23 protein-coding genes and 1 other RNA gene are annotated in these 24123 nt (G+C 53.6%); 6 read left to right on the plus strand and 18 right to left on the minus strand.

Translation table 11 applies throughout. The features are described 5' to 3' along the window. Positions 1 to 53: 53 nt before the first annotated feature. On the minus strand, positions 54 to 1004 hold the full coding sequence (locus BUC04_RS06935) for a hypothetical protein (RefSeq protein ID WP_073325719.1): 951 nt from the start codon (positions 1002 to 1004) through the stop codon (positions 54 to 56). Positions 1005 to 1018: 14 nt separating this feature from the next. Continuing rightward, positions 1019 to 1282 (minus strand): hypothetical protein, encoded by a 264-nt coding sequence (locus BUC04_RS06940; RefSeq protein WP_067663606.1) that lies wholly within the window; start codon positions 1280 to 1282, stop codon positions 1019 to 1021. 262 nt (positions 1283 to 1544) lie between these two features. Between BUC04_RS06940 and BUC04_RS06945 the strand changes: the two genes are divergently transcribed. Together BUC04_RS06945 and BUC04_RS06950 are read left to right on the plus strand one after the other, a co-directional pair. Continuing rightward, entirely contained in the window at positions 1545 to 2618 is a 1074-nt protein-coding gene (locus tag BUC04_RS06945; protein WP_143165567.1) for a hypothetical protein, read from the plus strand. Between the two features lie 26 nt (positions 2619 to 2644). Then, a complete protein-coding gene (locus BUC04_RS06950) occupies positions 2645 to 3739 on the plus strand; it encodes a hypothetical protein (protein WP_067663600.1) in 1095 nt (364 codons plus the stop codon). A 231-nt stretch (positions 3740 to 3970) separates the two neighbouring features. Here the strand turns inward: BUC04_RS06950 and BUC04_RS06955 are convergent, their stop codons facing one another. The 6 genes from BUC04_RS06955 to BUC04_RS06980 all read right to left on the minus strand — a co-directional run bounded on the left by BUC04_RS06955 (position 3971) and on the right by BUC04_RS06980 (position 7532). Continuing rightward, positions 3971 to 4873: a hypothetical protein gene (locus BUC04_RS06955; RefSeq protein ID WP_067663597.1), complete on the minus strand. Its 903-nt coding sequence runs from the start codon at positions 4871 to 4873 to the stop codon at positions 3971 to 3973. An 11-nt stretch (positions 4874 to 4884) separates the two neighbouring features. Next, complete coding sequence (locus BUC04_RS06960; protein ID WP_143165568.1) at positions 4885 to 5499, minus strand: hypothetical protein; 615 nt, start codon at positions 5497 to 5499, stop codon at positions 4885 to 4887. 108 nt (positions 5500 to 5607) lie between these two features. Continuing rightward, complete coding sequence (locus tag BUC04_RS06965) at positions 5608 to 6306, minus strand: hypothetical protein (protein WP_067663591.1); 699 nt, start codon at positions 6304 to 6306, stop codon at positions 5608 to 5610. A gap of 4 nt (positions 6307 to 6310) precedes the next feature. Beyond that, entirely contained in the window at positions 6311 to 6775 is a 465-nt protein-coding gene (locus BUC04_RS06970; protein ID WP_067663588.1) for a hypothetical protein, read from the minus strand. Positions 6776 to 6799: 24 nt separating this feature from the next. Next, on the minus strand, positions 6800 to 7006 hold the full coding sequence (locus BUC04_RS06975; RefSeq protein ID WP_067663585.1) for a hypothetical protein: 207 nt from the start codon (positions 7004 to 7006) through the stop codon (positions 6800 to 6802). A gap of 13 nt (positions 7007 to 7019) precedes the next feature. Then, positions 7020 to 7532, minus strand: a complete 513-nt coding sequence (locus tag BUC04_RS06980) for a hypothetical protein (RefSeq protein WP_067663581.1) — start codon at positions 7530 to 7532, stop codon at positions 7020 to 7022. Positions 7533 to 7682: 150 nt separating this feature from the next. On the opposite strand from BUC04_RS06980, the gene BUC04_RS06985 reads away from it, so the two are divergent. Beyond that, positions 7683 to 8270, plus strand: coding sequence for a class I SAM-dependent methyltransferase (locus BUC04_RS06985; protein ID WP_143165570.1), 588 nt, complete (start codon positions 7683 to 7685; stop codon positions 8268 to 8270). Here BUC04_RS06985 and BUC04_RS06990 read toward each other — a convergent pair. The 5 genes from BUC04_RS06990 to BUC04_RS07010 form a co-directional block, all read right to left on the minus strand. Next, entirely contained in the window at positions 8257 to 8664 is a 408-nt protein-coding gene (locus BUC04_RS06990) for a hypothetical protein (protein WP_143165571.1), read from the minus strand. The genes BUC04_RS06985 and BUC04_RS06990 overlap by 14 nt on opposite strands. Before the next feature lie 88 nt (positions 8665 to 8752). Next, on the minus strand, positions 8753 to 10549 hold the full coding sequence (locus BUC04_RS06995) for a S8 family serine peptidase (protein WP_082766766.1): 1797 nt from the start codon (positions 10547 to 10549) through the stop codon (positions 8753 to 8755). 15 nt (positions 10550 to 10564) lie between these two features. After that, positions 10565 to 12226, minus strand: a complete 1662-nt coding sequence (locus BUC04_RS07000) for a hypothetical protein (protein ID WP_067663570.1) — start codon at positions 12224 to 12226, stop codon at positions 10565 to 10567. A 185-nt stretch (positions 12227 to 12411) separates the two neighbouring features. Continuing rightward, entirely contained in the window at positions 12412 to 13041 is a 630-nt protein-coding gene (locus BUC04_RS07005) for a thymidine kinase (RefSeq protein ID WP_067663567.1), read from the minus strand. A gap of 86 nt (positions 13042 to 13127) precedes the next feature. After that, positions 13128 to 14258 carry a hypothetical protein gene (locus tag BUC04_RS07010; protein ID WP_067663564.1) on the minus strand — a complete coding sequence of 377 codons (1131 nt, stop codon included), beginning with the start codon at positions 14256 to 14258 and terminating at the stop codon, positions 13128 to 13130. 171 nt (positions 14259 to 14429) lie between these two features. Here BUC04_RS07010 and ssrA point away from each other — a divergent pair. Further along, positions 14430 to 14791, plus strand: a transfer-messenger RNA (tmRNA) gene (gene ssrA / locus BUC04_RS07015). Between the two features lie 523 nt (positions 14792 to 15314). Here the strand turns inward: ssrA and BUC04_RS07020 are convergent. The 4 genes from BUC04_RS07020 to BUC04_RS07035 all read right to left on the minus strand — a co-directional run bounded on the left by BUC04_RS07020 (position 15315) and on the right by BUC04_RS07035 (position 19259). Next, on the minus strand, positions 15315 to 17780 hold the full coding sequence (locus BUC04_RS07020; RefSeq protein ID WP_067663561.1) for a primase/helicase family protein: 2466 nt from the start codon (positions 17778 to 17780) through the stop codon (positions 15315 to 15317). Positions 17781 to 17848: 68 nt separating this feature from the next. Then, complete coding sequence (locus BUC04_RS07025; protein ID WP_067663558.1) at positions 17849 to 18214, minus strand: hypothetical protein; 366 nt, start codon at positions 18212 to 18214, stop codon at positions 17849 to 17851. Between the two features lie 9 nt (positions 18215 to 18223). Continuing rightward, positions 18224 to 18676 carry a dUTP diphosphatase gene (dut, locus tag BUC04_RS07030; protein WP_073325805.1) on the minus strand — a complete coding sequence of 151 codons (453 nt, stop codon included), beginning with the start codon at positions 18674 to 18676 and terminating at the stop codon, positions 18224 to 18226. Between the two features lie 97 nt (positions 18677 to 18773). Next, positions 18774 to 19259 (minus strand): A1S_2505 family phage non-structural protein, encoded by a 486-nt coding sequence (locus tag BUC04_RS07035; protein ID WP_067663552.1) that lies wholly within the window; start codon positions 19257 to 19259, stop codon positions 18774 to 18776. A gap of 91 nt (positions 19260 to 19350) precedes the next feature. Here BUC04_RS07035 and BUC04_RS07040 point away from each other — a divergent pair, with 91 nt between their 5' ends. Both BUC04_RS07040 and BUC04_RS07045 read left to right on the plus strand, forming a co-directional pair. Then, the gene (locus BUC04_RS07040; RefSeq protein ID WP_067663549.1) at positions 19351 to 20181 is read left to right on the plus strand and encodes a hypothetical protein; all 831 of its coding nucleotides are present in this window, start codon (positions 19351 to 19353) and stop codon (positions 20179 to 20181) included. A 153-nt stretch (positions 20182 to 20334) separates the two neighbouring features. Further along, positions 20335 to 22890 carry a DotA/TraY family protein gene (locus BUC04_RS07045; RefSeq protein ID WP_067663546.1) on the plus strand — a complete coding sequence of 852 codons (2556 nt, stop codon included), beginning with the start codon at positions 20335 to 20337 and terminating at the stop codon, positions 22888 to 22890. Positions 22891 to 23009: 119 nt separating this feature from the next. On the opposite strand, the gene BUC04_RS07050 is transcribed toward BUC04_RS07045, so the two are convergent. Then, positions 23010 to 23465, minus strand: coding sequence for a hypothetical protein (locus BUC04_RS07050; protein ID WP_067663543.1), 456 nt, complete (start codon positions 23463 to 23465; stop codon positions 23010 to 23012). Between the last annotated feature and the right edge of the window lie 658 nt (positions 23466 to 24123).

Consider the following 24123-nt stretch of genomic DNA (forward strand, 5'->3'; position numbering starts at 1 on the left):
CCATGAACCTACATGGACGGAGCTTAACAATGTTTTTCACACTTTTAAATACGTTACGGTTTGTACTCTACTTGAACATCGTAGGAGTCCAGTCTAAAGTCAACGTGAGGTGACGAACGGTGAGCGTTGCCCCTATAGACTGTCGAACAGGTATAGTCACTGCGAGGGCCTCCGAAGTGCTTATCTACCTTCGTTTTTTTTGTAAAGTCGCTAGTGGCCAAATGAAGGCATGCTAGCGCGCACTCTGTGCTATAGGTGTGTTTGCCGGTGATGCCATTTCGGTGTTTCGGAATGCTGGCCAACTGCCCAAGGAAGCCCAATTCTTCTTCTTTGTAGCCACGCCCTTTCCGGTTCATTTCCGCAACACATTGCTCTGCCATTGAGCTCATTTTGTTGGTGTCCGCGCCATGGTAGAGTTCTCGCTGGTCTACATAGCGGGTGAAGGCCCAGGGTAGCGGGATTGCCGGATGCTCTGCGATGACCTTTTCAATGCTCTTAAGCCCAGTTTGGTCAGTAAGGACAAGCTTAAAATCGCTATATCCTGCCATGGGTACAACAGCGGTTGCTTGGTCGAAGATGACCTTGGTGGAGGGGTTGGAGATCGACAACCTGTCCAATAGGAATTGATTGTCCCTTTCGTGTTGGAGGGCGTTATTCCCATAACCAACAAGCAGAACCACTACATCGTAGAATCCCTTACCGCCTGCTTTGACGTAGTCGGTGACCTCTTGAACATACTTTCTAACGGCGAATTCGATCTTCTTTTCCAGCTCTTTGCCTATAGCCTGGCGGCGCTCGATGTCTTGGGCAAGTCCGCCAATCGTGCTATTCAAATTGGTGATCGCATCTTTGGTGTGGGCCGACCGGTGTTCTGAGAGATGATCGCCGAGTGAGAACATACACTCTTTAGCGGCTTCTAGGGCCTGGTCATTCTTTGAGATAGATTTCGAGAGCTTGGCTAGAGACTCGGACGACTCGAGGATGCCGTGGGTATGTGGTTTCATGATTGTCCCATTAATTATGCAACATGGCTCAATGCCGGAATGGTGAGGATGAGTTCGTAGGACGGTTGCATCGCTACCTCGCAGTCCAGGTACAGGTTGTTACCCAGCTGGACTACGACCCCTCCGCAGTAAAGCGTGTCGATGAAGTGCTTCACCGACAGCCCCTCATAGCCCATGCGTTCAAAGGGAGCCTTTGCCTCGGCTAGAAGAATCACATTGCTCTTCGGGTGGCGAAAGGGGAACAGCGTGATCTTGCTGCCGTCGAGTAAGAGTTCCATAGGTTGATCATTGCCTCACCTGGTAGTAGCTGATGATTCAATTTTACCAAGGAGCAGGGTGTGACATGGTAACTCAGGGTAGTGATTCGTAGCCTTGCGGACGTATACAGTAACTTATAAGTAGAATTCACTGAATGTCCACCGATTCACACCAAATTCAGTGCCTTACGTATTCGGGTGCAAAGCTAGTAACAGCTAAATTCGAATAGGGGGTAAAGAAATGCCGAGCACTATCACGAAGCATATCGTAATAATCCATGGGATGGGTGAGCCCAACACCTCAGAGTTGGAAAAGACCGCCAAGTTGGCGTTGGAGCGTATTGCAAAACACTTTGGGCCCATGCGGGACATTACACTCAAATTCCACTCTGTTAACTACAACGTCCATTTCGAGCAAATTAGAGACATGTGGAAAAAGTCGGCAAGTGATTTCTCTAACAAGTTGAGCAAAGGTGGGGTAACAGGAATTAAAACGAATCGTATCGGAGACCTCGTCAATACATTGACTAATGTCACGAACAATGCAGCAAACAACGACGGCTTTCTGTACACGCATATGTTAGACACCCTGCTCTATAAAACACACTTCCGTGGCTTGATTAACGAAAGCGTTCTTGAGCAATTAGCAAGGATTTTGAGAACCCAGCAAACCAGCAGATCTAACATGCACCTTGTGGCGTTTTCTCTGGGGACTGCAGTTATTAGGGATGCGTTTGAATTGATGTCTAGTGATGAATACCGGCAATTCCAGACTGAAGGTGCCTATGGTTCAATCACATTATTATCAGACGTGGGTGGTTTCGTGAGCGAGCATAGCGGGGAGTTAGATCGGCTTAAACCGCTATCATTTTTTGATGCTGATGGTGTCACAAAAGCTCTGATCACCGTAAAGCACAAGTTCGACCCTATCTCAATGATAAGACCATTTGTTGCACCGCAGGGATGGCGTGGCCTAATCAGCACACAGGGGCATTTAGATATTACGCTTGAAAGCCTCGAGGGGTTTGAGGATGGGAAGTTTGTTATAACGCATGATATCGGACATTACTTAAGAAACCCGAGATGTACGATCCCACTACTAAGATGCATATTCGACGGCCGACTTTCATTAGATGAGGCCAAAACAACGGCTGCATTTAATGAATACTACAATTCGACTTTTAATGTAAATAACATTGAACTGACCGACCTGGTGTCTGAACTGCAAGACTCACTGGGACAAAGTGACGATAATTGGCCAATTCAGTTCAGTGGGGTGACTAACCCAAAAGAGGCCATTGTGGAGTTGGCAAAGCTTCTGAGTTCTGCGCCTACCGTAGAAAAGTTAATGAAATAAAATCAACACAGATATCTGGAGCAAACATGAAACTGGTCTATTTTATAGCTTTGGTTGTTGTGTTGGTCCCCCTCAGGGTTGACGCGAACCAAGACAAGTTGATTAATGCAGGATTTTGTGAATCGACATTCATGAAAAATGAGCCACAAGTACCCCTTAACTTTCAGATCCGGCGGGATTCGTTCAATCTGTGTTCAGATCTTGAGTCTATGATCGTCAACGGCGATTCTATCGATGTCAGCCAATTGGTGGTGGAGTTGAACTCAATAGCAGTATACTCTGCTAATTGGGTTAAAGATAGTTTCACTGTAGATTTGATTATGGGGAATGATTTGCAGCAGGCCATTTTGCCGTCTATTTTGGTGGACGGTGAGGCTTTAAGGGTTGGAGACCGTGGTGAATTTAAGCTCCAGGATAGTGAAGTCGAAGTTCAAATAACAGACGTAACGTCAGATGTATCAGGTGATGGAGATGATGCTAACCTCGGTCCCGGTACGACGTTAACGGTCGTGTATAGGGCAGGAGAGGGCACAGGCATGTATGCGTGCCAGGTGGACTGTTATGCGTTTGTGCGTTATTCATCAGACATGCTAAATCTTGCTTTATCCCCCCTTAGGGAAAAGCAGAAATTACTACAAGAGCAACATCATGCTCAGAAAAGAAAAGAGTGGGAGAGGTACATCGAGCATTCGCGTGGCGAGTGGCCTTGGGAGACGTTAGCCAATTATCACTGGATATACAAAGGGTCCGAAAGAGACAAAGAGAATAGGGCCCCGAGGACACAACTGATACTGATGCGCCCGAGTGTATGGATAGAGAATCTCGGTAGTGCGGAAGACGGAGAGCAGCTGGGGGCTTCCGTGGGGTTCGAGGTCTTGGGTGTTAATTACTGGGAGGGAACTAAATGGTGCATGGGAAAGCCATGCGGCGCATCTTTAGTAGCAAGCTATAACGATAGGGCTAGCGCGGATGATTTTGGCTTCGGTGTAGTCTTCTCTATCGACAACAAGTACCAAGTAGGGACTATTAATTACGGCGGTGATTGGAGCATTGTTTTCTCAGTTGACTTGCTAAACCTCAAAAAATCTGTGGAAGAAACTAAAGCGCGCTACGGTTTGTAAGCCGGATCATGTTGCTCAACAGGAAGAGCAATAGACATTCATCTAGTGCTATCTGGGGTGTTATATGTTCTAGCGTGCCACTGCAAAGGAGTACGGCATCGACCTTGAAAAGTTTTAAAGGAGGTCGGTTACTTCCAAATCTCTACTTTACAAACCACAAAGGACGCGGATGTCTTTTGTGGTTTGTTAGCGATAGATTAAGGCCATTGCTCGCTAGCATATCCCACATAGCTATTGCGACGGGGTTAGACCAGGTTCCTTAGTAAAAAATGACTTTGCATTTTCAACGATACTTTTATCGCGTAACTTTACCCCGTTAATGCCAATCTCGCTACCAGTAGTAAGGCGAGGCGAAAAGCGAATTATCTCCCGGATCTCTTGCTTGCCCATCGCGGGGCTGCAGAAATTAATGGAGCCCAAGGTATCCATGCTGACATTGACAGCCTGGGCAAATTCCGCTTTGCTAATATCCACACGATTCAGCGAGTAAGGAAGATTGTCCGGTGACAGAGTGGCAGGGTCCAAATCCTTTTCGGCTTTAGTGAATTTAGGAAGCCAATGCGTGAATATGGTGCTGGGACGCTGCTTTATCTCGCCGTTCTCAACGGATGATTGAATGGCACCGCTAACGGCCTGCATACCTTTTACGCAACCTAACACTACAATTTCTGACGCTGAATTGTTGGTTTCAACAACATGAATTTGGAAGTTTGTTGATTCTTTAATTTCCGAGACGATTTCCTTAACTTTATTGATGTCAGCAGAAAAAAGATTGGGAATTGACATAGAGGTATCAATTAAACCTACCCCTTTTTCAGAAAGGGCAGTTCGATTGTCGATGTACCTATTCACCTTTTTATCAAAATTCAGTTCTATTTTGTCACTGGCCTTTCTTAAAGCCTCTACCAGAATATCTGTTTTGCGAAGGGATAATTTCAGTTTCCGTTCTGCATCTTTTATGTCTGCATCATCATGCCAAGAAGCGACAGCGATTTTCGGAATTAAATGTTGTAAATCTTGCCTTTTGCTCTCAGCCTTCTTGATTTCATTTTGATGTTCTTGAAGTTCAGCGCTAGCTGTAATTGCCTCGGCTAAGGTCTTTATCAGAGAGTCGTGAGCTTTTTTGAAATCCATTGTGTAATTCCTTAGTTGAGAAGATATTCGTTAGCGATAGCCTTCCCTTCGTCCCACTCGTTGGCGTTGATGGGGTCCCGGTGACGGTAGGGGTTAGATGCCTTATCGGCCATGGGCATGGCCACGCCATGCAAGAACGCGGAGCTTTTGTCGATCAAGTGGAATTTGGGGAGGTGGCCGAAGTTGTTGAAGAAGTGGCCCAGGGCTATCTGGGTATAGAGATCGCTGATCCGGCCTGAGTTGAGCGCAGTGAATACATCATAGAACGGGACCGAGCTGCGCTTATCGCTTTGCCTGATCTGGTGTGTTGTGTTCCATCCCACGAAGATCTTGAGGGACTTGGGTGTCCTGCCGGATGCCACTTCAATGTTGGTATACAGTTCGGCGTCGGCCTTGTGTAGATCTTTTAAGTGCTTCTCCAGGGTGGCCAGCACAGGGACACCTTGGCAGATGCTGAAGATGGGCAGAGACCTGGCTTTACCACCTGGGCCTTCTACGCCGTTGCGGAACAGGATGTTGCCGTTTCCCTGGAGCGGGATCAGGATGCCAATTTCCCCACTGTTGGCTGGGCAGTTGTCGCGGTTCACCGCGGCTAACCGCAAAGAGCGTTCATTATTAATGGGCATAAAAAAGTCCGAACGGGCTTGTGGAGATCCATAAGTAGATCATACCAGCCTGGCCCGTTCGGACGGCAAACTGCCTGTGATACCGCCCCGGGTCCCGGGGCAGGATCATCAGAAGTTGTAGCGTGCTTTGATCACGAACTCGCTGTCGCTGTCGTCGGCGTCACCAGCCAGCTTCACCCAGGTCAGGCCGGCGGAGAAATCGAAGTCGCCGTATACCTTGCCAACCGTGGGGGTCAGGATGATGAAGTCAACGTAGTCACCGATGGCGTAATCGAAGGTCAGATCCGCGTAGAAGCCTTCCAGCTGGAAGTGGCCGCCGATACCGAACGCAAAGCGGTCGTCAGAGATAGACATGCCGTGGCCTGACACTTCATTGGTTTCCCAACCAATCTTGGTGGAGTAGCTGAAGCTATCATTGACGAAAGACGTGGACAGCAAAGCAATACCCATTGCCTCTTCATCGATATCAAAGCCCAGATCGCCGGTCACGTAGTCAAACGCAATAGCGAAGGCGCCTGGCTTACCGCTGAACAGGCCAGAGCTTTGGGTCTCGTGGAAGCGCCACTTGGCACCGATGCCGATGTAGCCTTCTGCTATGTCCATGTAGCTGGCACCGATGGACACGCCATCAACGATCTCGTAGGCACCAGAGATGGCCGCATCGCCGGCGTAAACCACGGACACGTTGGAGTCGGTGTTTACGAACTGCTGGTTCGTGAAGCTCATCGCCTGCTCAGCTTGGGCAGGGTTGGCTACAGCGGCGCCGGCGATCAAGCTCAGGCTCATCAGGAACATCTTTTTGGACATTACGTCACTCCTTGATTTGGTCTTTAGACCTTGATGGTGAGGGCTCCATTCCGATGCCCTCAAATTCTCGTTTTCGTACTGACGCCATGGCCCCCGCATTGCCGAGTCGCTGGACCCGACGGTGACTGAGGTAGCCACGGCGCGTCATATTCGGTTTCAGTGCCAGCCTGCGTACATCCGTGCAGTCGAAATGGCCGTAGCCAACATGGCTTCCACACCTGGGACAGAACAGCGGTACCCGCTGGTAGCCACAACATCCGTCGACCTTGGGCCGGAAGCCCTCAGCGGGGTCGAAGTCCACCACATAGTCCACGGGGTGGATGGCGTACTCTGCCGGCTTGCCACGCAGGGTGATCCGGTTTCTCGGCAGTTCGATCCGCGCATCGTAGCTAAACGCTTGGTCATCTGCCGGCCACTGCAAGGCGGGGCCCTGCAGGTCGACCGACAGCGGCTGCCCGCAACGGCACAAAAGGCGCATCCCTGGCCTTCGGGGTTAAGCCGCGTTACGGATGTCGACCAGGTCCAGGCGCAGGCGCTCTGGTACCACCAGAACGTAGCTCTGCCCTGCCCTGCTGTTGATGGCGTAGTTGGCATCGGACAGGGTGTTGGCCACGACCTTTTCCTGCTGGCCGGCCATCTCGGCCTGGATCAGGGTGATGGTCTGATCGGCATCGACCTGCAGATGGGCAATATTATTCATTGTCTGAATCCTTTCAGTTTACGGTGGAGTTGTTCGTGTTATTGGGCCCGCGGACGGTGAGGATCGCGCGATTATCGCCATGGATTTGCAGGCGGGTGTTGATCAGTTGGGTCCACTTCTCGACCAGTTCGTCGTTAGGTGTGCCGAGTTTGAGATCGTTGTGGATGTCCTCAAGGAACTGATCAACTGCAGCCATATCCTCCTGGCTGGGTTTGCTGGTGTATGAGACAGTTAGTCGACACGCGCCAAGGTGGTCGATATTGCTAAGGGCTACTGACAGCTCCTCAAGAGCCAATCGCAGGTGCATCTCGTGCGCCTGAGAGATACCGGGTGGCAGAGTTTTCGAGGCAAGCTCTACGGTACTGCCGATCAGGACTCTGTAAAGCCGCATAATGTCCTGGGTGAATGCCGGGGAATGGCTGGGGTCGGACATCGCGGCCAGGTGCGACTGCTCGCACTTCGCCAGCATCTCGCGCAACCACTCATCACTACTACGGTAGAAATTCTTTACTGATTCGGGATCCATCATCACTCCATGGCTCAGGGCCTCAACGCCTTGCATCCTAACGAATTGTTGCGAGGTGTCAATGAGATGTGAGTGAAAAAAGGTTGTATTGCGAACTGGCTCGAAGGTTGTTATTAATGCGTGGTTGAACGCCAAAATTAGGTACGTGATGTGTCGACGGTTAACTACTATGAATCCTGCGCCCGGGAGTACGCTGATGCGTCGATGGGGGCCAACCTGGACCACGTCTATCAGAGGTTCTTGCCCGCGCTGAAGCCCGAGGCCACCATCCTGGATGCCGGCTGCGGTGCCGGTCGTGACATGAAGTTGTTCACCCAACTCGGCTTCAAGGTGATGGGATTTGATAAGTCGGTTGAGCTGGCCAAGATCGCCTGTCACCACAGTGGCCAGACGGTGCATGTTTGCAGCTTCATGGAGTTCCCGGCGCAACAGAAGCGTTACGACGCAGTGTGGGCCATGGCTTCACTACTTCACGTGCCCAGGGCAGAGCTCGTCGATACCATGAAGCACTTATCGACTGGCCTGGTGCCAGGAGGGCGATTCTACCTGTCGTTGAAGGTGGGTGAGGGTTGCCGGCCCACCCGCGGTACCATCGAGGAGCGCTACAGCCCTGAGGAAGCCAAGGAGGCCATCGCCTCTGCGGGCTTAGGGTTGTCGGAGTTTTGGTATACCGGCGCTCGGCAGGACAACCTGGAGCCCGTAACCTGGATGAACTTCATCGCCATCAAACCGGCCTAGTTAGCCACACCGACTTTCCGGCCACATAGCCGGGCCCGTTGCTTTGGGGCTCATTCTGGGTGCCGCGGATCACGAAGTGCTGGTTGCTGTAGGGGCAATAGGTGGCCTCGGTGAAGGGTTCGGCGGGCAGAGAATCTAGGCTGCCCTGGTAGGTGCCTTTGGCAAAGGCGTGAACTGCCTTGCGCCGTTGCCGTCGTACCCGCTCCTGTCCCTTGGCACTCACCTGGAAGGTGATGTCATCGAGTTTTACGCAGCGTGCATAGCCGGCAATTTTCCCTTTGTCCGGCCCTTCGTCCAGCATGATCGAGATGTATCCTGGCCGGTTGAGGTTCACGTAGGTGCGGACCCGCATACCTGACTCTAGTTGACGGCCTTCCTTTGGCTCAAATGACATACGCCCTCCCACTTAATATACATTAGTATATTTAAAGGGCGACTTGAAGTAAAGACCCCTGCATTAAGCAGGGGTTGAAGGGGGGGAGTTAGCTACAGGTCCGGGCTGGGGGGAGTGGGACAGGTTGGTTTTCGCCGCATTCTGTGCCATTGCAGACTGAGACCTCCATGGAGGCCACCAGGCTACGGTTGACCCCGATGTCAGGGTTGGAGGTACTGAAATTGGACTGGGAGCCGTCGGCATGGTGGGTCACGCCCTGGTAACGAACGGACGGCACCGCCTGATCCAGGTGCCCTGCCCTGACGCTCACCATATTGCAGGGATCGGCAACGTACTGGCCGACCACCTCGAGCGCCAGCAGATCCACTGGAGATGACACGCTCGGGTACCGGTACTCTGCGGTGACAGGTGGGAGGGTTCCCTCATCCAGATACGCCATGGTGGCCTGGGCGTCGATGATGCCGTGGCCGATCCCCATCTTGGCCGCCGTCGTGAGTTCGCCATCTTCCTGGCCCGTGGTGCCCTTGGCGGTAGCGATAGCGGCGCCCACCAGGCTATAGGGGTTCTCGTCCGGGTGATTGAGCATCAACAGCGCAAGGATCCCTGCAGTCACAGGTGACGCCATGCTGGTCCCGGAGAAGTTGGCATAGCAGTCCGCCCCGTCGTCAGGGCAGTAGGAGCGGAATTCAGAGGTGCCATCGTAGATCCCGGTGTTGAGGTACGCCCCAGCGATGTTCTCCCCGGTCACGCCAAACTCAATCGCTTCCCCATAGTTACTGAACCAAGAGAGCATGCCTGTTTCGGTCACGCTGGCAACGTTAATCACGTCGGGGCAGTGCCCGGGGGAGTAGAGAGCGGCGTCGTTGGAGTCATTACCCGCAGCGGCGACCAACAGAACGCCCTTCTCACGGGCTTTCTCCATGGCCGCATAAAGGTAGCTGTCTTCGGCGCAACTGAAGCCCACATTGCCCGCCAGGCTCATGTTGATGATGTCGACAGGCTCGCTGATTGGTGAGATGTCACTGTGAGGGTATTCACCGATCGCCCACAGGATCCCGTCAGCCAGATCAGACGACAGACCGCCGTGGTAGCTCAGTACCCTTACTGGGACAAGCTCCACCTGGTTATGGGGCACGATCCCCACCAGGCCCCGGCCGTTGTTGGTGGTGGCGCCAATATGAGACGCCACTGCCAGGCCGTGCCCATCGATGGCGATGGCGTAGTTGCCGTTTCGGTCCGGCCCAAGCCATTGCTTGTCTGTGGCGTCATTACTGCGCTGACGCGTGCTGATGTAGTTGCTGGCACAGGTCTCGTCACCGCCGTTGGGGCTCATCAAGCTGCAGTAGCTGCCAAAAGCCACCATGTTGGCCGCATCGTTGGACCACTGCACGTCCTTATGCGGCAGCGACCCTGAGTCAAGAACCGCAATTCGAACTTTGCCCTCGGACCCGGTTAGGGAACTGCGCAGTGCCATGATCCCGGAAGCGCCACGATTGCTGCGGCCGGAGTCATCGAGAAAGGTCTGGCTGACAAACAGGGGGTCATTGAACTGGTTCAGATCCAGGGCGCGCGATTGCAGTTGCCCTGCCCTGGCCTCTACCGGGACCGCACGACGTTCGGGTGTGGGCAGAAACTGATCCGTCTCGACGTGAGAAAAACCTTGTTGCTCCAGGGCGGCCGACGCGGAAGCCCGGTCCCCTTGCACAACCGTGATCCGGATCCGGTCCAATCCCAGGTCACGGTCGTACTCCAACGTGATCTGTTCGTTTTGGTTGATCTGTTCCAGCTTGCTGGCCATATCCGCTTCGGGAGCCATGACAATCAGGCTGTCGGCGCTGACCTGAAAGGTCATTGCCAGGGTGAGAATCGTGAGCATTGCCTTCATCGTGAAAAAGTCCCTTTAGTAGTGAATGGAGCCATTGGCCTTGGCCGTGGCAATGCGAAGGTCGCGATAGCCGGGGTCGAATACCCAGCTGCCATCGATGTAGGTGCCGTAGTCGTTGTTCCCGACCAGGCGGCTATAGCGACCAGGACTGTACTCCTGCAGCGGGACCCAGCTGACGTGGCCAACCTGAAGTGCTGGGTACAGCGTCTTGGTTTGGTCGACCAGGGCATTAACGTGCTCTTCCAGGGTGTAGCCACTGTCGAGCACCATGATTTCGGACGCTAGGTAGCGGATGGTCTCGAGGCGCTCGAGGGCGGCTGCCTGGTTCTGGGGATCGGCATAGTGGTTGCCGGAGGTGTCGCCGGTGCCGGCATCCTCCAGGTTGCGTTCACCGAAGCTACAGATCGCCGTAGACCCGCTGTGCTGTCGCACCAAGCCGTAGACTGCTGCATCTTCCATGCAGTTAATCTCCGCCATCAGGCTGCGATGCAGGCTGTGCCTGCGGTCATAGATCCGATCTCGCTCCAGTTGGTGCTGTCCCGGGGTCAGGTGGCCGGCTACGGACTGCAGGTCCAGTAAGAACAGGCCGAGGTATTCCAGCTCACTCGAGGCCTGGATGTAAGCCCGGGTGTCGTTGATGTCCTGGATCAGTGCCTGTTCCAGTGGCCCGGTCTCCGCGGTCACATAGAAGTAGTATTCGGCTGAGGCCTCCACACCGGAGGCGTCGGTGGTAACCGGCCAGTAAGTGAAATGCTTGTTCTCGGCCCCGGGGAGTGCCGTTACGGTGAAGCTCTTGCCGTCCGCGCTGATGCTGATGTCCAGAAGGTTGGGATCACCTGAGGTGATGGAGATGCTGCTCTGGCTCTGCAGGCGGAAGGTTTCGGGGTACGCCGAGTTGTCACTGGTGATGGCCAGGGTTCGGCTACCGTTGGCGGGGATGTACTCAATGCGCGCCAGGTCGGGGATCGGCAGCAGGCTGTTATTGGCTAGTTGGAACGACCAGTGCAGAACACGCTCGGTGACGCCATCGTCTGCGGTCAGGGTGACCAGATAACTATCCGGTTCGCCAAATGGGGCCTGCACTTCCATCGTGCCCTTGGTTAGGTCAACGCCGATGCTGCTCTGGACCGGGGTCTCGGTATCGACTGAGCGGGCCATGATTACGCTTAAGGAGAGATCCGCTGGGTCGACTGTACCGGGTTGGAAAGCCAGGGGGACGCTGATCGAGGCACCAGGTTGGATTAGCCAGTTCTGATCTTGGGCTTCTTCGGTCAACTCCAGGCTGAACGCCAGGTAATCCCACAGCGTGTACTGAGCCTCTGCAGATGTCGACAGGTCGCCGTCCGAGACCGTTACTGTGATGGTGCCGCTGTGCTGTTCTGCACCTTTTTCACTCTGCAAGGTGATCACCCCTTCAGCGGCACTGGCCTGCACCCGGGGGTCTGAGCTCTTGAGGGTGACAGTGATGGGATCACCGTCGGGATCGCTGGCCTCGTAGGAGAATGAGGCCTCGCCACCGGTGGGTAGGTCAATCTCTGTAGTGGATAGGGTCAGGGTTGGGGCTCGGTTGTTGTCGCCGGTGGTTGGCTTGGGATCGTCACTTCCTGAAGAGCCACCACACGCGGTCAGTGCCGTGATAAAGGCCAGTAGTAGAGCGGGTTTAGCCATGTCGATCATACTTGTCTCCGGTATGCTGGCCTTTGGCAGCCGGTTTTCGCAAGATGGCCGCCATCGGCGGCCAATGTGCTTTACTGATGTCGGTCCCATGCCCTATGATGAGGCTGAAAAGTGACCGTTTTTCTATTGCAGGAGCCAAAACCATGGCCTTTTTTCGACAACATCCTGTGTTCCCGATCGCTGTATTAGCGATTACTGCCGGCGCTGTGATCGGCGGCCTGATCTGATTTAGTCTTGTTGATGAATTCGTGGTAGTGCTTTCGGCACACGGATTCATACTTGGTCGGCCCATCCACCAGAACGGCATCGTCACCCTGGGTGATCGGGTGGCTACCGTCTTCGTTGTAGCGGATCACCATGGTGGCTTTGCGTCCGCAAAAACACACCGTCTTCAGCTCCACCAGCTTGTCCGCCCAGGCCAGTAGGTATTTGGCCCCCTCGAACAGTTCACCCCGGTAGTCAGTCCTGAGCCCGAAACACATCACCGGGATCTCAATCTTGTCGACGATGTAGGTCAACTGCTCCACCTGGGTCTTGGTCAGGAACTGGGCTTCATCAATGAGAATGCAGTCGACGCCGCCATCCGCCAGTTGGCTCTCCAGGGTGGCCCGAATGTCGGTGTCGGCGTTGAAGATCAGTGCTTCGCTGTCGATGCCGATCTTGGATTCGATGACCCCCTCACTGCCGCGGCTGTGGAATTCTGCGGTCATCAGCATGGGGAACATGCCGCGTTCTTTGTAGTTGTGTGCCGACTGCAGTAGCGAGGTCGACTTACCGGCATTCATTGCCGAATAATGGAAGTAGAGTTGGGCCAAGGATTACCCCCTGAGTGTCCCGGTCAGAGTTTTGCTATCAATTAATTATACCGCTTTGACTGGTTCAGGGATGAAGTCGGGGGTAATCAATGCAGGTCCAGGCGGACACCCTTGCTACGGGGTAATCCAGCGCTCAGCATCCGCGTCACCGTTGCTGGGCAGGCGTTGCCATCAGCACAGCCAGGAAGCGGCGCGATAAGTTGCCGGCCGACTGTTCGGTTGCGCAGAGTCTTCAGCCCGTCATACAGTCCCTGGTGTTGAAATCGCAAGGACTGGCCCGCCTTGGGTTTGTCGTTAAGGCAGCAGATTGCAGCCACATCAACTACGCGCCCATCCAGATGAAGATGCCCGGGCAGTACATCGCCCCGCTTGGATCTGGACACGGGTTCCAACACGACCTTGTTGGTAACACCCCCGGCTAGGACCCGTTCCATTACGCCCGACTCGATCGTGCCTTTGCGATCGGTGGCCAGCAGCAGCAAGGGGTTTTGCAGGCCATCAAGCAGGGCCATGGTCAATCCTTCCTGGTGTCGCCGCCAACCGCTGGGTACCAGTCGTTGCATGCCGTGCTCAATTTCGGCATTGAAGTCGATGCCCTGCCCTGCGCACCAGGATTGTACCTGTTCCAGGTAGGCATCCATCATGGCCAGGGTGTCGGGATTGCCGGCATTAAAGATCGGCACGTGGTGGTGATCTGCCAGCCGCAGGGCCTGGCCGGTGCCACCGGTACGGGAGGTCGTGGCCGAGCCGTCCTGGCAGCCATCCGCTGTGTAGGCTAGTACCGCGGACACCGGGTGTTTCAAATCCGGTAAGATCTGGTGGCTATTGCGGGCCATCAAGTGTCGGGCACTGGCACTCAAGCCCGCCCAATTGGGGTGGAACTGCTCGGCAATGGCTGTGGCCGCGGGCTGGTATACCCGGCTGTTGGGGTTGCTGCCAGCCCCGTTAAAGTTGGCCCAGGGCAGGTGCGGTGTCATCTCCCCAACCTGCGTGGAGTCTAGGGCGGTGTGACGTCTGGCCAGCATGTGCCCCAGGATAAACCCGATCTCTGCTGACGTATCAGTACCCGGCGCCGCACCGGAGTGTCCAGCCACACCCTGCAGTGCCAGGGCCGCAGTGAAGCGGATAAGGCACTGGCTGATCTCGGCATCGATGTCCCGCGAGCCAATGCCGGCAAAACTGGTCCAGGCCCCGAACGGGTTAGGCGGAAAGCTCATCAACAAACCCTCACATGGATATACATAAATATATTACCGCATTGCGCCAGGAAAGGCCAGAGTTACCATCCATAATCTTGGTACCGTTGTGCACACGGTGGAATGGGTGCATGTGGAAGTTTGCAGGAAAGTGATTGACCATGATCATCTGGCTGTTAATATTAAAGGACCGGGGGTGATTTAGGATTCGACAGGATATACGAACCCTGAGGTGCATGCCGTGGTGCGGTAGGCCACGTAAAAAAACCGCAAACTTTACAGACGCCAACGACGATCTGTACGTAGCTGTCGCCTAAACAGCGATGAGCTACCTGCCTCCAAGGCCCCGCCTGCTGGCCAAGGATCAAGGCAGTCAAACCCTGCAGGATCGCGTGGACCCTTCGTCCGTAGGGAAAGCGTTAAAACCAATCGGACTCGCCCTGACGAAGCCTGTTGCTCGGCGTCAGAATGGGTTAACTAAATGAGCGACTAAGCATGTAGTGCCGATGGCGTAGGTATTCTGGACCCGGGTTCAACTCCCGGCACCTCCACCAATTCGAATCGTCGGGCTCTTTGGGTTATCTTCCCAGAAGAGCCGGACTCGTGCTGATCAATGTCAGTATCACCCAGAAGAAACCGCAAATATTGATGCCACCTCACCCGGTCGTTCCTGCAGAAACAGATCCTGTATTGGTTCCTCCTCTGATCATCCCCGTTAGTGGGCTGGGTACTGCCAGGGTGCAGGAGTTGGCCCAGCACCTGCACATGAAGTTCAATGCAAGTTATGGGGACACTGGCCAGGGAGCGTTTTGGCAGTCGGTCCGCCAAGGTGTCTTGCCGCCCACAGAGAAGTGCACCGTCGGAAGGTTAATTCTCAGCCCGGCCGAGTCACCCTCCGAAGTACCCAGTATCACTTTTGACCCAGGTCCCGGAGATATCCCCCGGGGTGCACTGATTGTTAGCACTGAGCAGATACTTGCGTACGATCCAGTTGGTAAAGCTAAGCCGTGACGTTTCGCTGAAACCATAGTTGTTGCACTAAAAACGCCCCGAGGGGCGTTTGGTGTTTATGAGCCTTTATGCAGACCTGTCCAGGGGTGGTGCCGGTTGCTCTAAGCGACGGATCTTAATGTCGGGTAATCCGGCGGGACCGCGTTCTTTAACGGCGTCACAGAAGTCGTGACCCATATTAAATGGGTAGCCCTCGTCGTCCAACTCGCCGAAGCCAAGTCGGGGATCCGAATATGGGACCTGCTCTTTTGGCAGTTTGGGGTCACGCTTGGGCCGTAGGATTAGGTTATCCATCTGGTGCCACTCTTCGAGTAGCGGTCCCTCTGATGCCGGGCTACGAGGTCCCATGCTTTCCAGTTTGCTGAATGCATCTGACATGGCGACGACAAGGTCAACCCAACGTTCGTTCGCATCTCGTGCCTTCTTTAGCTCATGGATTTTCTTGGGGTCGGTCCACGGTGTATTGGTCTCAGGCAACTTAATGGCATCTAGGATTTCCTCAGAGAAGGCCTCTTTCATTCTTGCGTCGACCTCTTCAGACCATGCCAGGGTCAGGCGATCCTGCCCTACTTTGTCAGTGCCGAAGAGTAACCCTTCTTCGAGGCGGTGGATGTCGCCGGCAGGGATAAACTCACCGACCCTTTCCTCTGACCCCTGCAGTGCAAACATGCCATCACAAATCACGCGCCAAAGTCGTTCACGCTCTGACTCCTGTGGCTTATGCCCCTGCGGGGGGATAAAGAAGCACTTCCAGCCCTGTTCTGCATACTTCTCGGCCACGCGGTGACAGTCATCAAAAGTGATGCCAGGCTTACTCTCATCTGGGAGAAAGATGAGGGGGAACTGCTTGTATTGGGGGAGGTGGATGTCGCATTGGATCCCAGCATTCTGCATCCGGTGCTGCAAGGTCATGGCGGCACGAAGGCCTGTGCCAGAGGCATCCAGATCGGCGAACACATGGATGTGTTGAACCTCAGGCGGAAGGTGCCGGGGCTCAAGGTCTTGAAGTCTGCCCGCGTTAACCATGCTGATGGATGGGATTTTAAGCATGTACAATGCGGGTCCTACCGACTCGATACCTTCAGCGACCGCTAAAACGCCGGCGGCTTTAATGGCGCCCAGGCTACTGAGGGGGGTAAAGGCACCATCCGACTCCTCGAAACTCGTTATTTGTTTTTTCCCAACGGGCAGTTTGCGTTCAATACCCTGGAAGGTATATGTCGCTTTAGTGCCATTAGGGTTAAGGAAGGTTCGGTGGCCTCCAACTGGATAGAACTGATCTTTAGTGCTGTCATATCGTACCATCCAGGCCGACATTGCAGGGTAAGACCCTAGCACTTGGCCATCGTGGTAATACTCCTTCCCGGGATGCCACAGTAGCGTTGGGGGGAGTCGGCCGGGGTTGAATCCCCATCGCGAAGACAGGTAATTCAGGACCATCTGGTGATCACGCTCGCAAGGCTTGAAGTAATCCTCGGCCTCTTGCCGGGCTTTATTCCTCGCTTGCGCATGCTCTCTTGCCCGCTGTTGCTGAGCCTTGCGTTGTTCTTCCCGCTCTTTGTCGTGGCGAAAGTTTGACTGGTCAGTTGGCTGCTCCTCGATGCAAGCATCTTCACCTATCATCCTGATCAGTTTACTTTTAGGGTCGTCGCGGATCAGCTCAATGATTACCTGGGCTAGCCCCCACGACTTCTGGCCACCTTGGTTGCACATAAACATCGGGCTGTTGGACAGAAAGCCCTTGTCATCCCGGAGGGCGATTGCAACATCCAGAGGTGACGCCTTTTGCCGTGTGAAGAAGCGAAAACACTTCTTGGCTGCCAATTGGCCTCCAGGATTAAAATCGAGCTTACCGTAGTTGTTGGGTGGCACTACGTGCTGATTTTCGTTCCTCATGCTCTCAATAAGCTGAGGATCGGCACCAAGATCGTCCATCACCTGTATAACGCCGCGTTCGACCATGAGTTTTAAGATCTCGGTCCTGGCCTGACCTTTTGATAGGTGTTTTGCGAGTTTTTTATACGACACGCGTGCGACGCCTGGCAGCACTTTGGTTGGATCCAGTGGGTTGCCGACGTGATGCTGAAAAGCTTCGTTCTCGGTAGCAAACGAAATGTCCCTGGAGAACTGCTTTACCCTTTTTTCGGTGAACTGGTAATTCAGGGCACCGCAGAGGTTCTTCATAAACCCGTCTAGTGCCTCGCCTGGGACGTCACGGCTTAACGGCAAGAGAATTTGGGTAAGGCTGGTGTTGGGGATCTTCCAGAAAATGTAATCGGTGTTGGCCAGTTTGGCTGCAGCTCGGTCGTTGATCGATTTAACCACCAACGTAACCATGCCCACTGCATGGATTTGCCCTTTGCCCCCCTTAGCGTACTGGCCGATTCTAAAGCCAGTGGCGTTTGCCAGTTTCTCACTAGGTTCCGCGCCGGTAAGGTGATTGCGTAAGATCTCCCAGCCATCTTGGTCGGGGGATTCTAGGCGGGCCATTTTGCCGCTGCTGTTCTCACGAAGAGTAAAACGTAGGGACATGGTACTGATTCTCTGGCTGCATAAATTAATTATACCAGTTAGAAAATCAGCACCATTGAGACCGGGACTCAGTAGTGCAGGAGGAAAAGGTTCACGGGTTCGCCGGCGGGCACATCGAGTTTCCACTCTGGGATCTTGCTGTCCTCTGGGTGGCTAAGCGCCACTGCGTGGCCAGGCACCACGATCTGCAGTCCGATGATCGCCTCCGATTCCGGGTTTCGGAACACCGAAGAGGAAACCGTTTCCAGCTTGGCCAACGGATGGGATGGCGGAGCTGGATAGCTTCTCAGGTGGTCCTGGTGGTGCTCTACCGTCGCCTGGATATCCGTCAGCACCTGCTCATTCTCACATGAGATAACCACGGATTTGGCCTCGCAATCTTCAGCGCCAACACGGACAAAACCTAGGTGGCTAAACGCTATCTGTATGCTCATTCTGGTCGCCTACTGTGTGCCGGTATGGCCAAAGCCACCTTCGCCCCGCTCGGTTTCGTCACTGAACTCGGAAACCAGTTTGAAGTTGGGCTGCAGGATCGGCACGATGACCAGCTGAGCGATGCGCTCTTTGGGTTCAATGGTGACCGGCTTTTTGCTGTCGTTGTGCAGCACGGCGCCAATGTCGCCCTGGTAGTCCGAGTCGATGAGCCCGACGGAGTTGGCCAGGCGCAGTTGTTTTTTGCGGCCGTGGCCACTGCGCGACATCAACTCGCCGGCGACATCGTTGCGGCGAGGGTCAATGCGGACGCCGGTGGGGATCAGTCGGTTTTCGCCAGGGGGGATCACTACCGGCTCATCGATATTTGCACGAAGATCCAGGCCTGCAGAGCGAGGTGTGGCGTAGACCGGGCGCCCGCCTGTCTTGGCGTAAGTGTCCGGGTTTGAGACGATCATTTCCATAATCATTGAACTCCTTGTTCAGGTAACCCATTGATAATAACTAGAGTTTGCCCTCGCGTCGAGGCATAGCGTAATTGGAGGCCTGTTTTGCATAGTGCTAAGGCCTGGCTCCAAGTCGTTTAAGTATCGGTCGAGTCGCGCGATGGAACACTATGTTGTCCGGGATGGGGCCGGCATCAGCGAACATCCGTAGGATCTCATCAAGGCTGTAGCCATTGAGGTTGCGCTGTTCGCGATAGGGCACAATAAAGTACAGCTCAGGGTGGGTCCGGGCGTAGTCATAAAACTCGACCAGTTGTTCGACAATCTCTTCCTTGCTCACGCTACGATAGCCGGCTTTGGGGTAGTGTCGGCCCTCCGCGTCAGTGAAGCCCGGGGTTAAATTTTTGCACATCACCAGGTAGCTTCGGCCACTCGGTCCCCTGCTCTGGCCGTAAACGGCACCCCAATGGTCCCGCGCGATTTTTGCCATGCCAAAACCGTGTCTGCCCTCCGCGTTACTACCGGCATAAATAATGCAGTTCTCGTGAAGGTTTGTCGGTCGGCCAATCTTGTCACCAGACCAATACCTGATCTTGCCCATCTACTGCCTCCTTCGGGCCGGTTTGACGGGGCCGCCAATTAGCCCGGATATACTGGAATAAACACCAGGCACAATTGCACTTGGGGACACCATGCCTATTCAAGAATTGCTAAAACACTACCAGGGCGTCATCGAAAGGGCCACCGAGTGTATCGAGCAGTACGAAGCGATGATCAATTTCAGCGGTTCAAAGCATCATCTTACCAGTGAAGCCATTACTGGAGTGGCAGGCACCCGTCAAACCATTCTGGACATTGACTATGACCCCAGTCGGGGTGATCAGGCCTACTTTGTGTTTGGAGATGACCGGCGCCTTGACGCTTTGGATGGCATGTGGCCGTTGAGGTGCGACAGCAAAGTGGTCGCAAAGCAGATCGGTACTGAACCCGGCCTCCCTGCTTTCAAAGGCAGTGCCACTCGAGCCTCCGCTTTGGGCTTAGCAAGGGAAGAGTTTGAGAGCCGTGATGATCAGGTGTTGTCAGAGGTTCAGGCGGTGGTCCTGGAGTGGGGTGAGGTCAACGAGGATCCGGTCACTCTGGTGGTGCACAACCATCTCAATGGGTTGGACTGCAATTACACACCAGCGATGGTTGATGAGTTGGAGCAGTGTCACCGTGCCGGTGAACTGAGGGGTATCTCACCTGAGCTTCTTGCAGCGATTCACGGTTTGTATGAGCCCAAGCTGGACCACATTACGTTCCGCCTGGAGGGGCACAAACTCATGAGATCGATGGCCGAAGAAAAGCGCAACCTTCTTCAGGACCTGGTTGAGTACGCCGACAATAAACGCTTGTTGAGTGTCACGCTCAAACATGCCGAGGAAGAGGCAATATTTCCGCCTGATGAACTTGCCATGCTCAAGCAACAGTGTGCTGTGGGACTGAAGCAGGCCCGCCCTTCTTCAGGGTTGGGGCTCCAGTAAAAGCAGCGTTCCAGCATGATGGAATAACTTTTTGGGGCTCAGCACGACTGCCCAAAACCACTTAAGGCCGCCTCCGGGTGGCCTTCTTGCAACAGACACACCTAACAAGCACGTATAATTAATAGAAAGCCATAGCCTGAGCTGACAATAATAATGACAAAAGCGATTAAGTGGCTCGGGGCCATGTGCCTATCCGTGTTCACCGCCGCCGCCACTGCGGCCACTCCCACCACTGAGGCTGAACTCACTCAGTCCATCTCAGATGTGTTCGACATCTGCACGGGTGATATGACGCTGTTCCAAAAATGGCTGTATGACCTTTATGGCCAGGTCATCTGTGAGCCTGGAGGCAACGTCACGTTGATATCCGAGGTTGTCGGGTTCATGAACGTCATGGCAATGGCTTTGGCCATTGTGATCTCACTTTATGTGGTGATCTCGGGGATCATGCGCACTGCTTCGGAAGGTGAGGTGCTGGGTAAAGCCTACTCAACGGTATGGCTCCCTCTTCGATACGGTGTCGGCGTATCCCTCCTGATACCGGCGCCAGGCATGGCTAACGTGTTCTCGGTCTGCCAAGCATTGATGATGGGGCTCATCTTGGCCGCGTCAAATGCGGCAGATATTCTCCACGTCAGGGTGATGGAGTCGATATTTAGGCCCTCTGAGGCGTCGATCGTTGTCAATCAATACAAATTGTCTCAGGAAGCGCAAACCATGCTCGCCCAGTTGGGGTGCACAATCGCGTATCGGGATCAGCACGGCATCAGCAGCAGGCCTGACATGCTGTTCAAAATTCGGCGTAATGGTGTCTACGGTGAGTTGAAGCCTCAGCTTAGTGCTAATGGGTTTACATCAGCTGTTCAATCTTCAACTCCAGAGATTGAAAGCATTGAGTTTGTTGGTGGTAGTTGTGGCGAGATGGTTTTTCCTTCTCGCAAAGGCGATGAAGTTGATACCGAGGGCAGCTCGCCTTTATCCATTGCATTGAATAAAATGGATGCCCCGATCATTAATGCATATCTAATGGCATATGCTGAGTTATTTCCTATTGCTCAAGCAATGGTGGCGCCAACATCACAAAGTCTGTCAGTCAATGGTCGCATGGTCAGGGGGCTTGGGGATATTGGCAACTACAGTAGAATTCAAGACCCGGACGTAGATGCCTCTTTGGTAAATGACAGCGCCTTAATTACGGCAGCGTACCTGACTGCGATAGATAATTTTAGGGATAACTTGATTGCGAATGCTTCAAGGGAGTACCGCGACAATCTGGATGTAGATGACTGGATTGATCGCAATTCCAAAATGGGTTTTGCTAGCTTAGGTTTGATGTACTTCGAGATCCCGAAATTCCATGGCGCGCCTTCGGCGAAACTCAATGATGCTTTGGGTAATGGGGCTTCTCCAACATATGGGCAAAGCTGTGTCTCTGAGCCAGAGGGCTGGGATAGGTTGAAGTTTTGGACAAGGTCTAACTGTGATGAAAAGCTAAATGTGTTCCAGCGATATGCAACCGCTAAGGTGGTCCACCAGGAGGCGGGCAAATCTCAGAGCTCTAGTGGCACCGCTACTCCTAGCATTGTGTCTTTTGGTGACGGGGAAAGTGATCCCTCTGGGCCGTTGGCTCTCTACATCAATGCAACGTTGCTCGACGCGCTGGTGAACGGAGAGTATCTGCAGCTCGGCTTTAATCTAAATGACGGATACAATCCACCGGCATTAACTGATCCCTTTGTCACCGCTACCAGGATGGGTGATGCAGCTCTTTCTGTGTTGACGCTTATGCAAGGTGCAGTTATTTTTTCTGAAAGTTTTGTTACGGCAGGTGAGTCTACCGGAGCATCATCATTCCTTCTGTCTGCTATTATTGGATTTTTTAAATTCTTCAAAGCTAAAATGTTCGCACTGATGGTGCTCATGGCCATGAACGCATTCACTTTGGCCTTGCTTGTACCAATCATGCCAATTTTGGTATGGATATTCGCCTTAATTCGATACCTAATTGTAACCATCGAGGCAATGGCAGCTGTACCTCTTGCCGTTACTAAGATACTTACTCCTGAGGGTGAAGGTATTTTGGGCACAAGGATGGAGCAAGTTATTGCCCTAATTGCCGGTATATTCCTAAGGCCTACCTTGTTAGTTATTGGGCTAGTTGCTTCAATCTCGATTTCTTTCATAGCGCTCAGTGTAGTTAATACGATAATGGCGGAGTACATGACGTCGGTTAAGCCTGGTGTCATCGGTGCAGTGTTTATCTGTTTGCTCTATGCACTGCTCGTAATTGCGGTGGTAAAGCGGAGCATTGCTGTTATAAGTGAGTTGGGTGATAACGTGCTCAATTGGATGTCTGCTGGTATCGGCTCATTCGGCGCTGAGGATAAGGGTATGGCCGAGTCTACTGCGGCTCAAGCGTCTGGTGGTACTCAGGCCGGTGCCAAGGCCGTAATGGAGAGGTCCGAGCGTCGCGCAGGTGGGGGTGACGGTAACGGTGGCGGCCCGAAGAACTCTCCAACAGGCCCTCAGGGGGGTAAGGGCAAAGCAGGTGGCGGCGACCAAAAAGGTGCTCAGGAAAAGGACTCCGTTTCCAAAGGCGTCAAAGAGAACGGTGACACCTCCGTTGTATCTACCGAGGCACCGAATCAACAGGGGCAGAATTTAGGTGAAACCTCAGATGCTGGTAGTGGAGGCGACAGCAAGAAATAGTTCTGCTTAGTGCGAGTAGCGGGATTGAATGGACTGTGAGCGCTTAGCTAGGTGACTATTCATCGCCATAGGCACTAGGCAACGTTAATTGGGTCGGAAGGGATGCTTCCGACCCTTTCTTATGCAGCCTGCAGCGAGCTCAAGAACTTTAGAGCGTCCTGCTCAGAGAGGAGTCCTATCGCGTAGCTGTTGAGCATGTCCTCGGCCCAGGGGTTGTTAGCAATGCCTGGGGATTGCATGGCAGCGATCATCGCGTCCGTGGGCTTCCGGTTCAGGGGGGAGGTCAGTGAGCACTCCAGTTGCTCAACCATAACCAGCTCATCAGCGAACCGGGCCAGATCAGTTCCGGTTTGGCTGCCGGTGAAATGATCTTGTGCCTGGTACACGATGGCTGAGGTGGCATGTAATTGCTTTAGAGCCGTGGTGTCGGGTTTGTCGCAGTCCAGTTGCTCTAATTGGGTCTTCGCGGCCTCTAACTGGCAACGGTGCCCGGGCTCTGAGATGACGGAAAGTGTTTCGTCGATCAAGTGCGACTGGGCCTTCAATCCGTGAAGTATGTTCGCAGTTAACATCATGTCGTGTCTTCTTCTTCGTAGGGGACAACGCTAACCAGCCGGAGAATCCGTCTCTCGAACTGATTTAACAGGGCCAATCATACACCGGCTTTAGAGATGGTCAATTCAAGACAGGTGGCAGAATCCACACAATCCACGTGAGAGAAATGAGCCATTGGCTTGTAGGAGATCTCTTACAAGCAAGCGAACAGGATCGAGTCAACCAGGTGGGACAATGTGGAACTACTCTTTCCGTAATAGTTGCAACAGGATCTCACTGTGACGGCGGTCCTATCCAGTAGTGATTTCAGGAGGCGACACGAGGACGCAATCGGCCACGAACTCGGTTTTCTAGGCAAAATCAGCGCATTAACATGGCGCAGTATTAGAAATGCTTGTACCACTCAGTGGTTGGCCTGCGCGCCCGCGTTTGTGGATCTTCCCTTGGCGCTGCCGTCGAGTCGTTATGGTTGGGGATCAGATAGGCCAAGCAACTCCAGATCCAAAGGGCAATGCAAAGTAGGAGCACGTCGGTAAACCACCAAATTGGATTGCAAAAGACAGACCCTGTGATCACATCAATCAAGCTTCTTACGCAGCCATAGGCTAAGAACGCGAATAGTTGGACCACCTGCCAGGCTGTAAATAGCATCAAGCAAGCTAAGACTAATTTGCTGGC

Source organism: Ferrimonas marina (assembly GCF_900129905.1).
Lineage (GTDB): Bacteria > Pseudomonadota > Gammaproteobacteria > Enterobacterales > Shewanellaceae > Ferrimonas > Ferrimonas marina.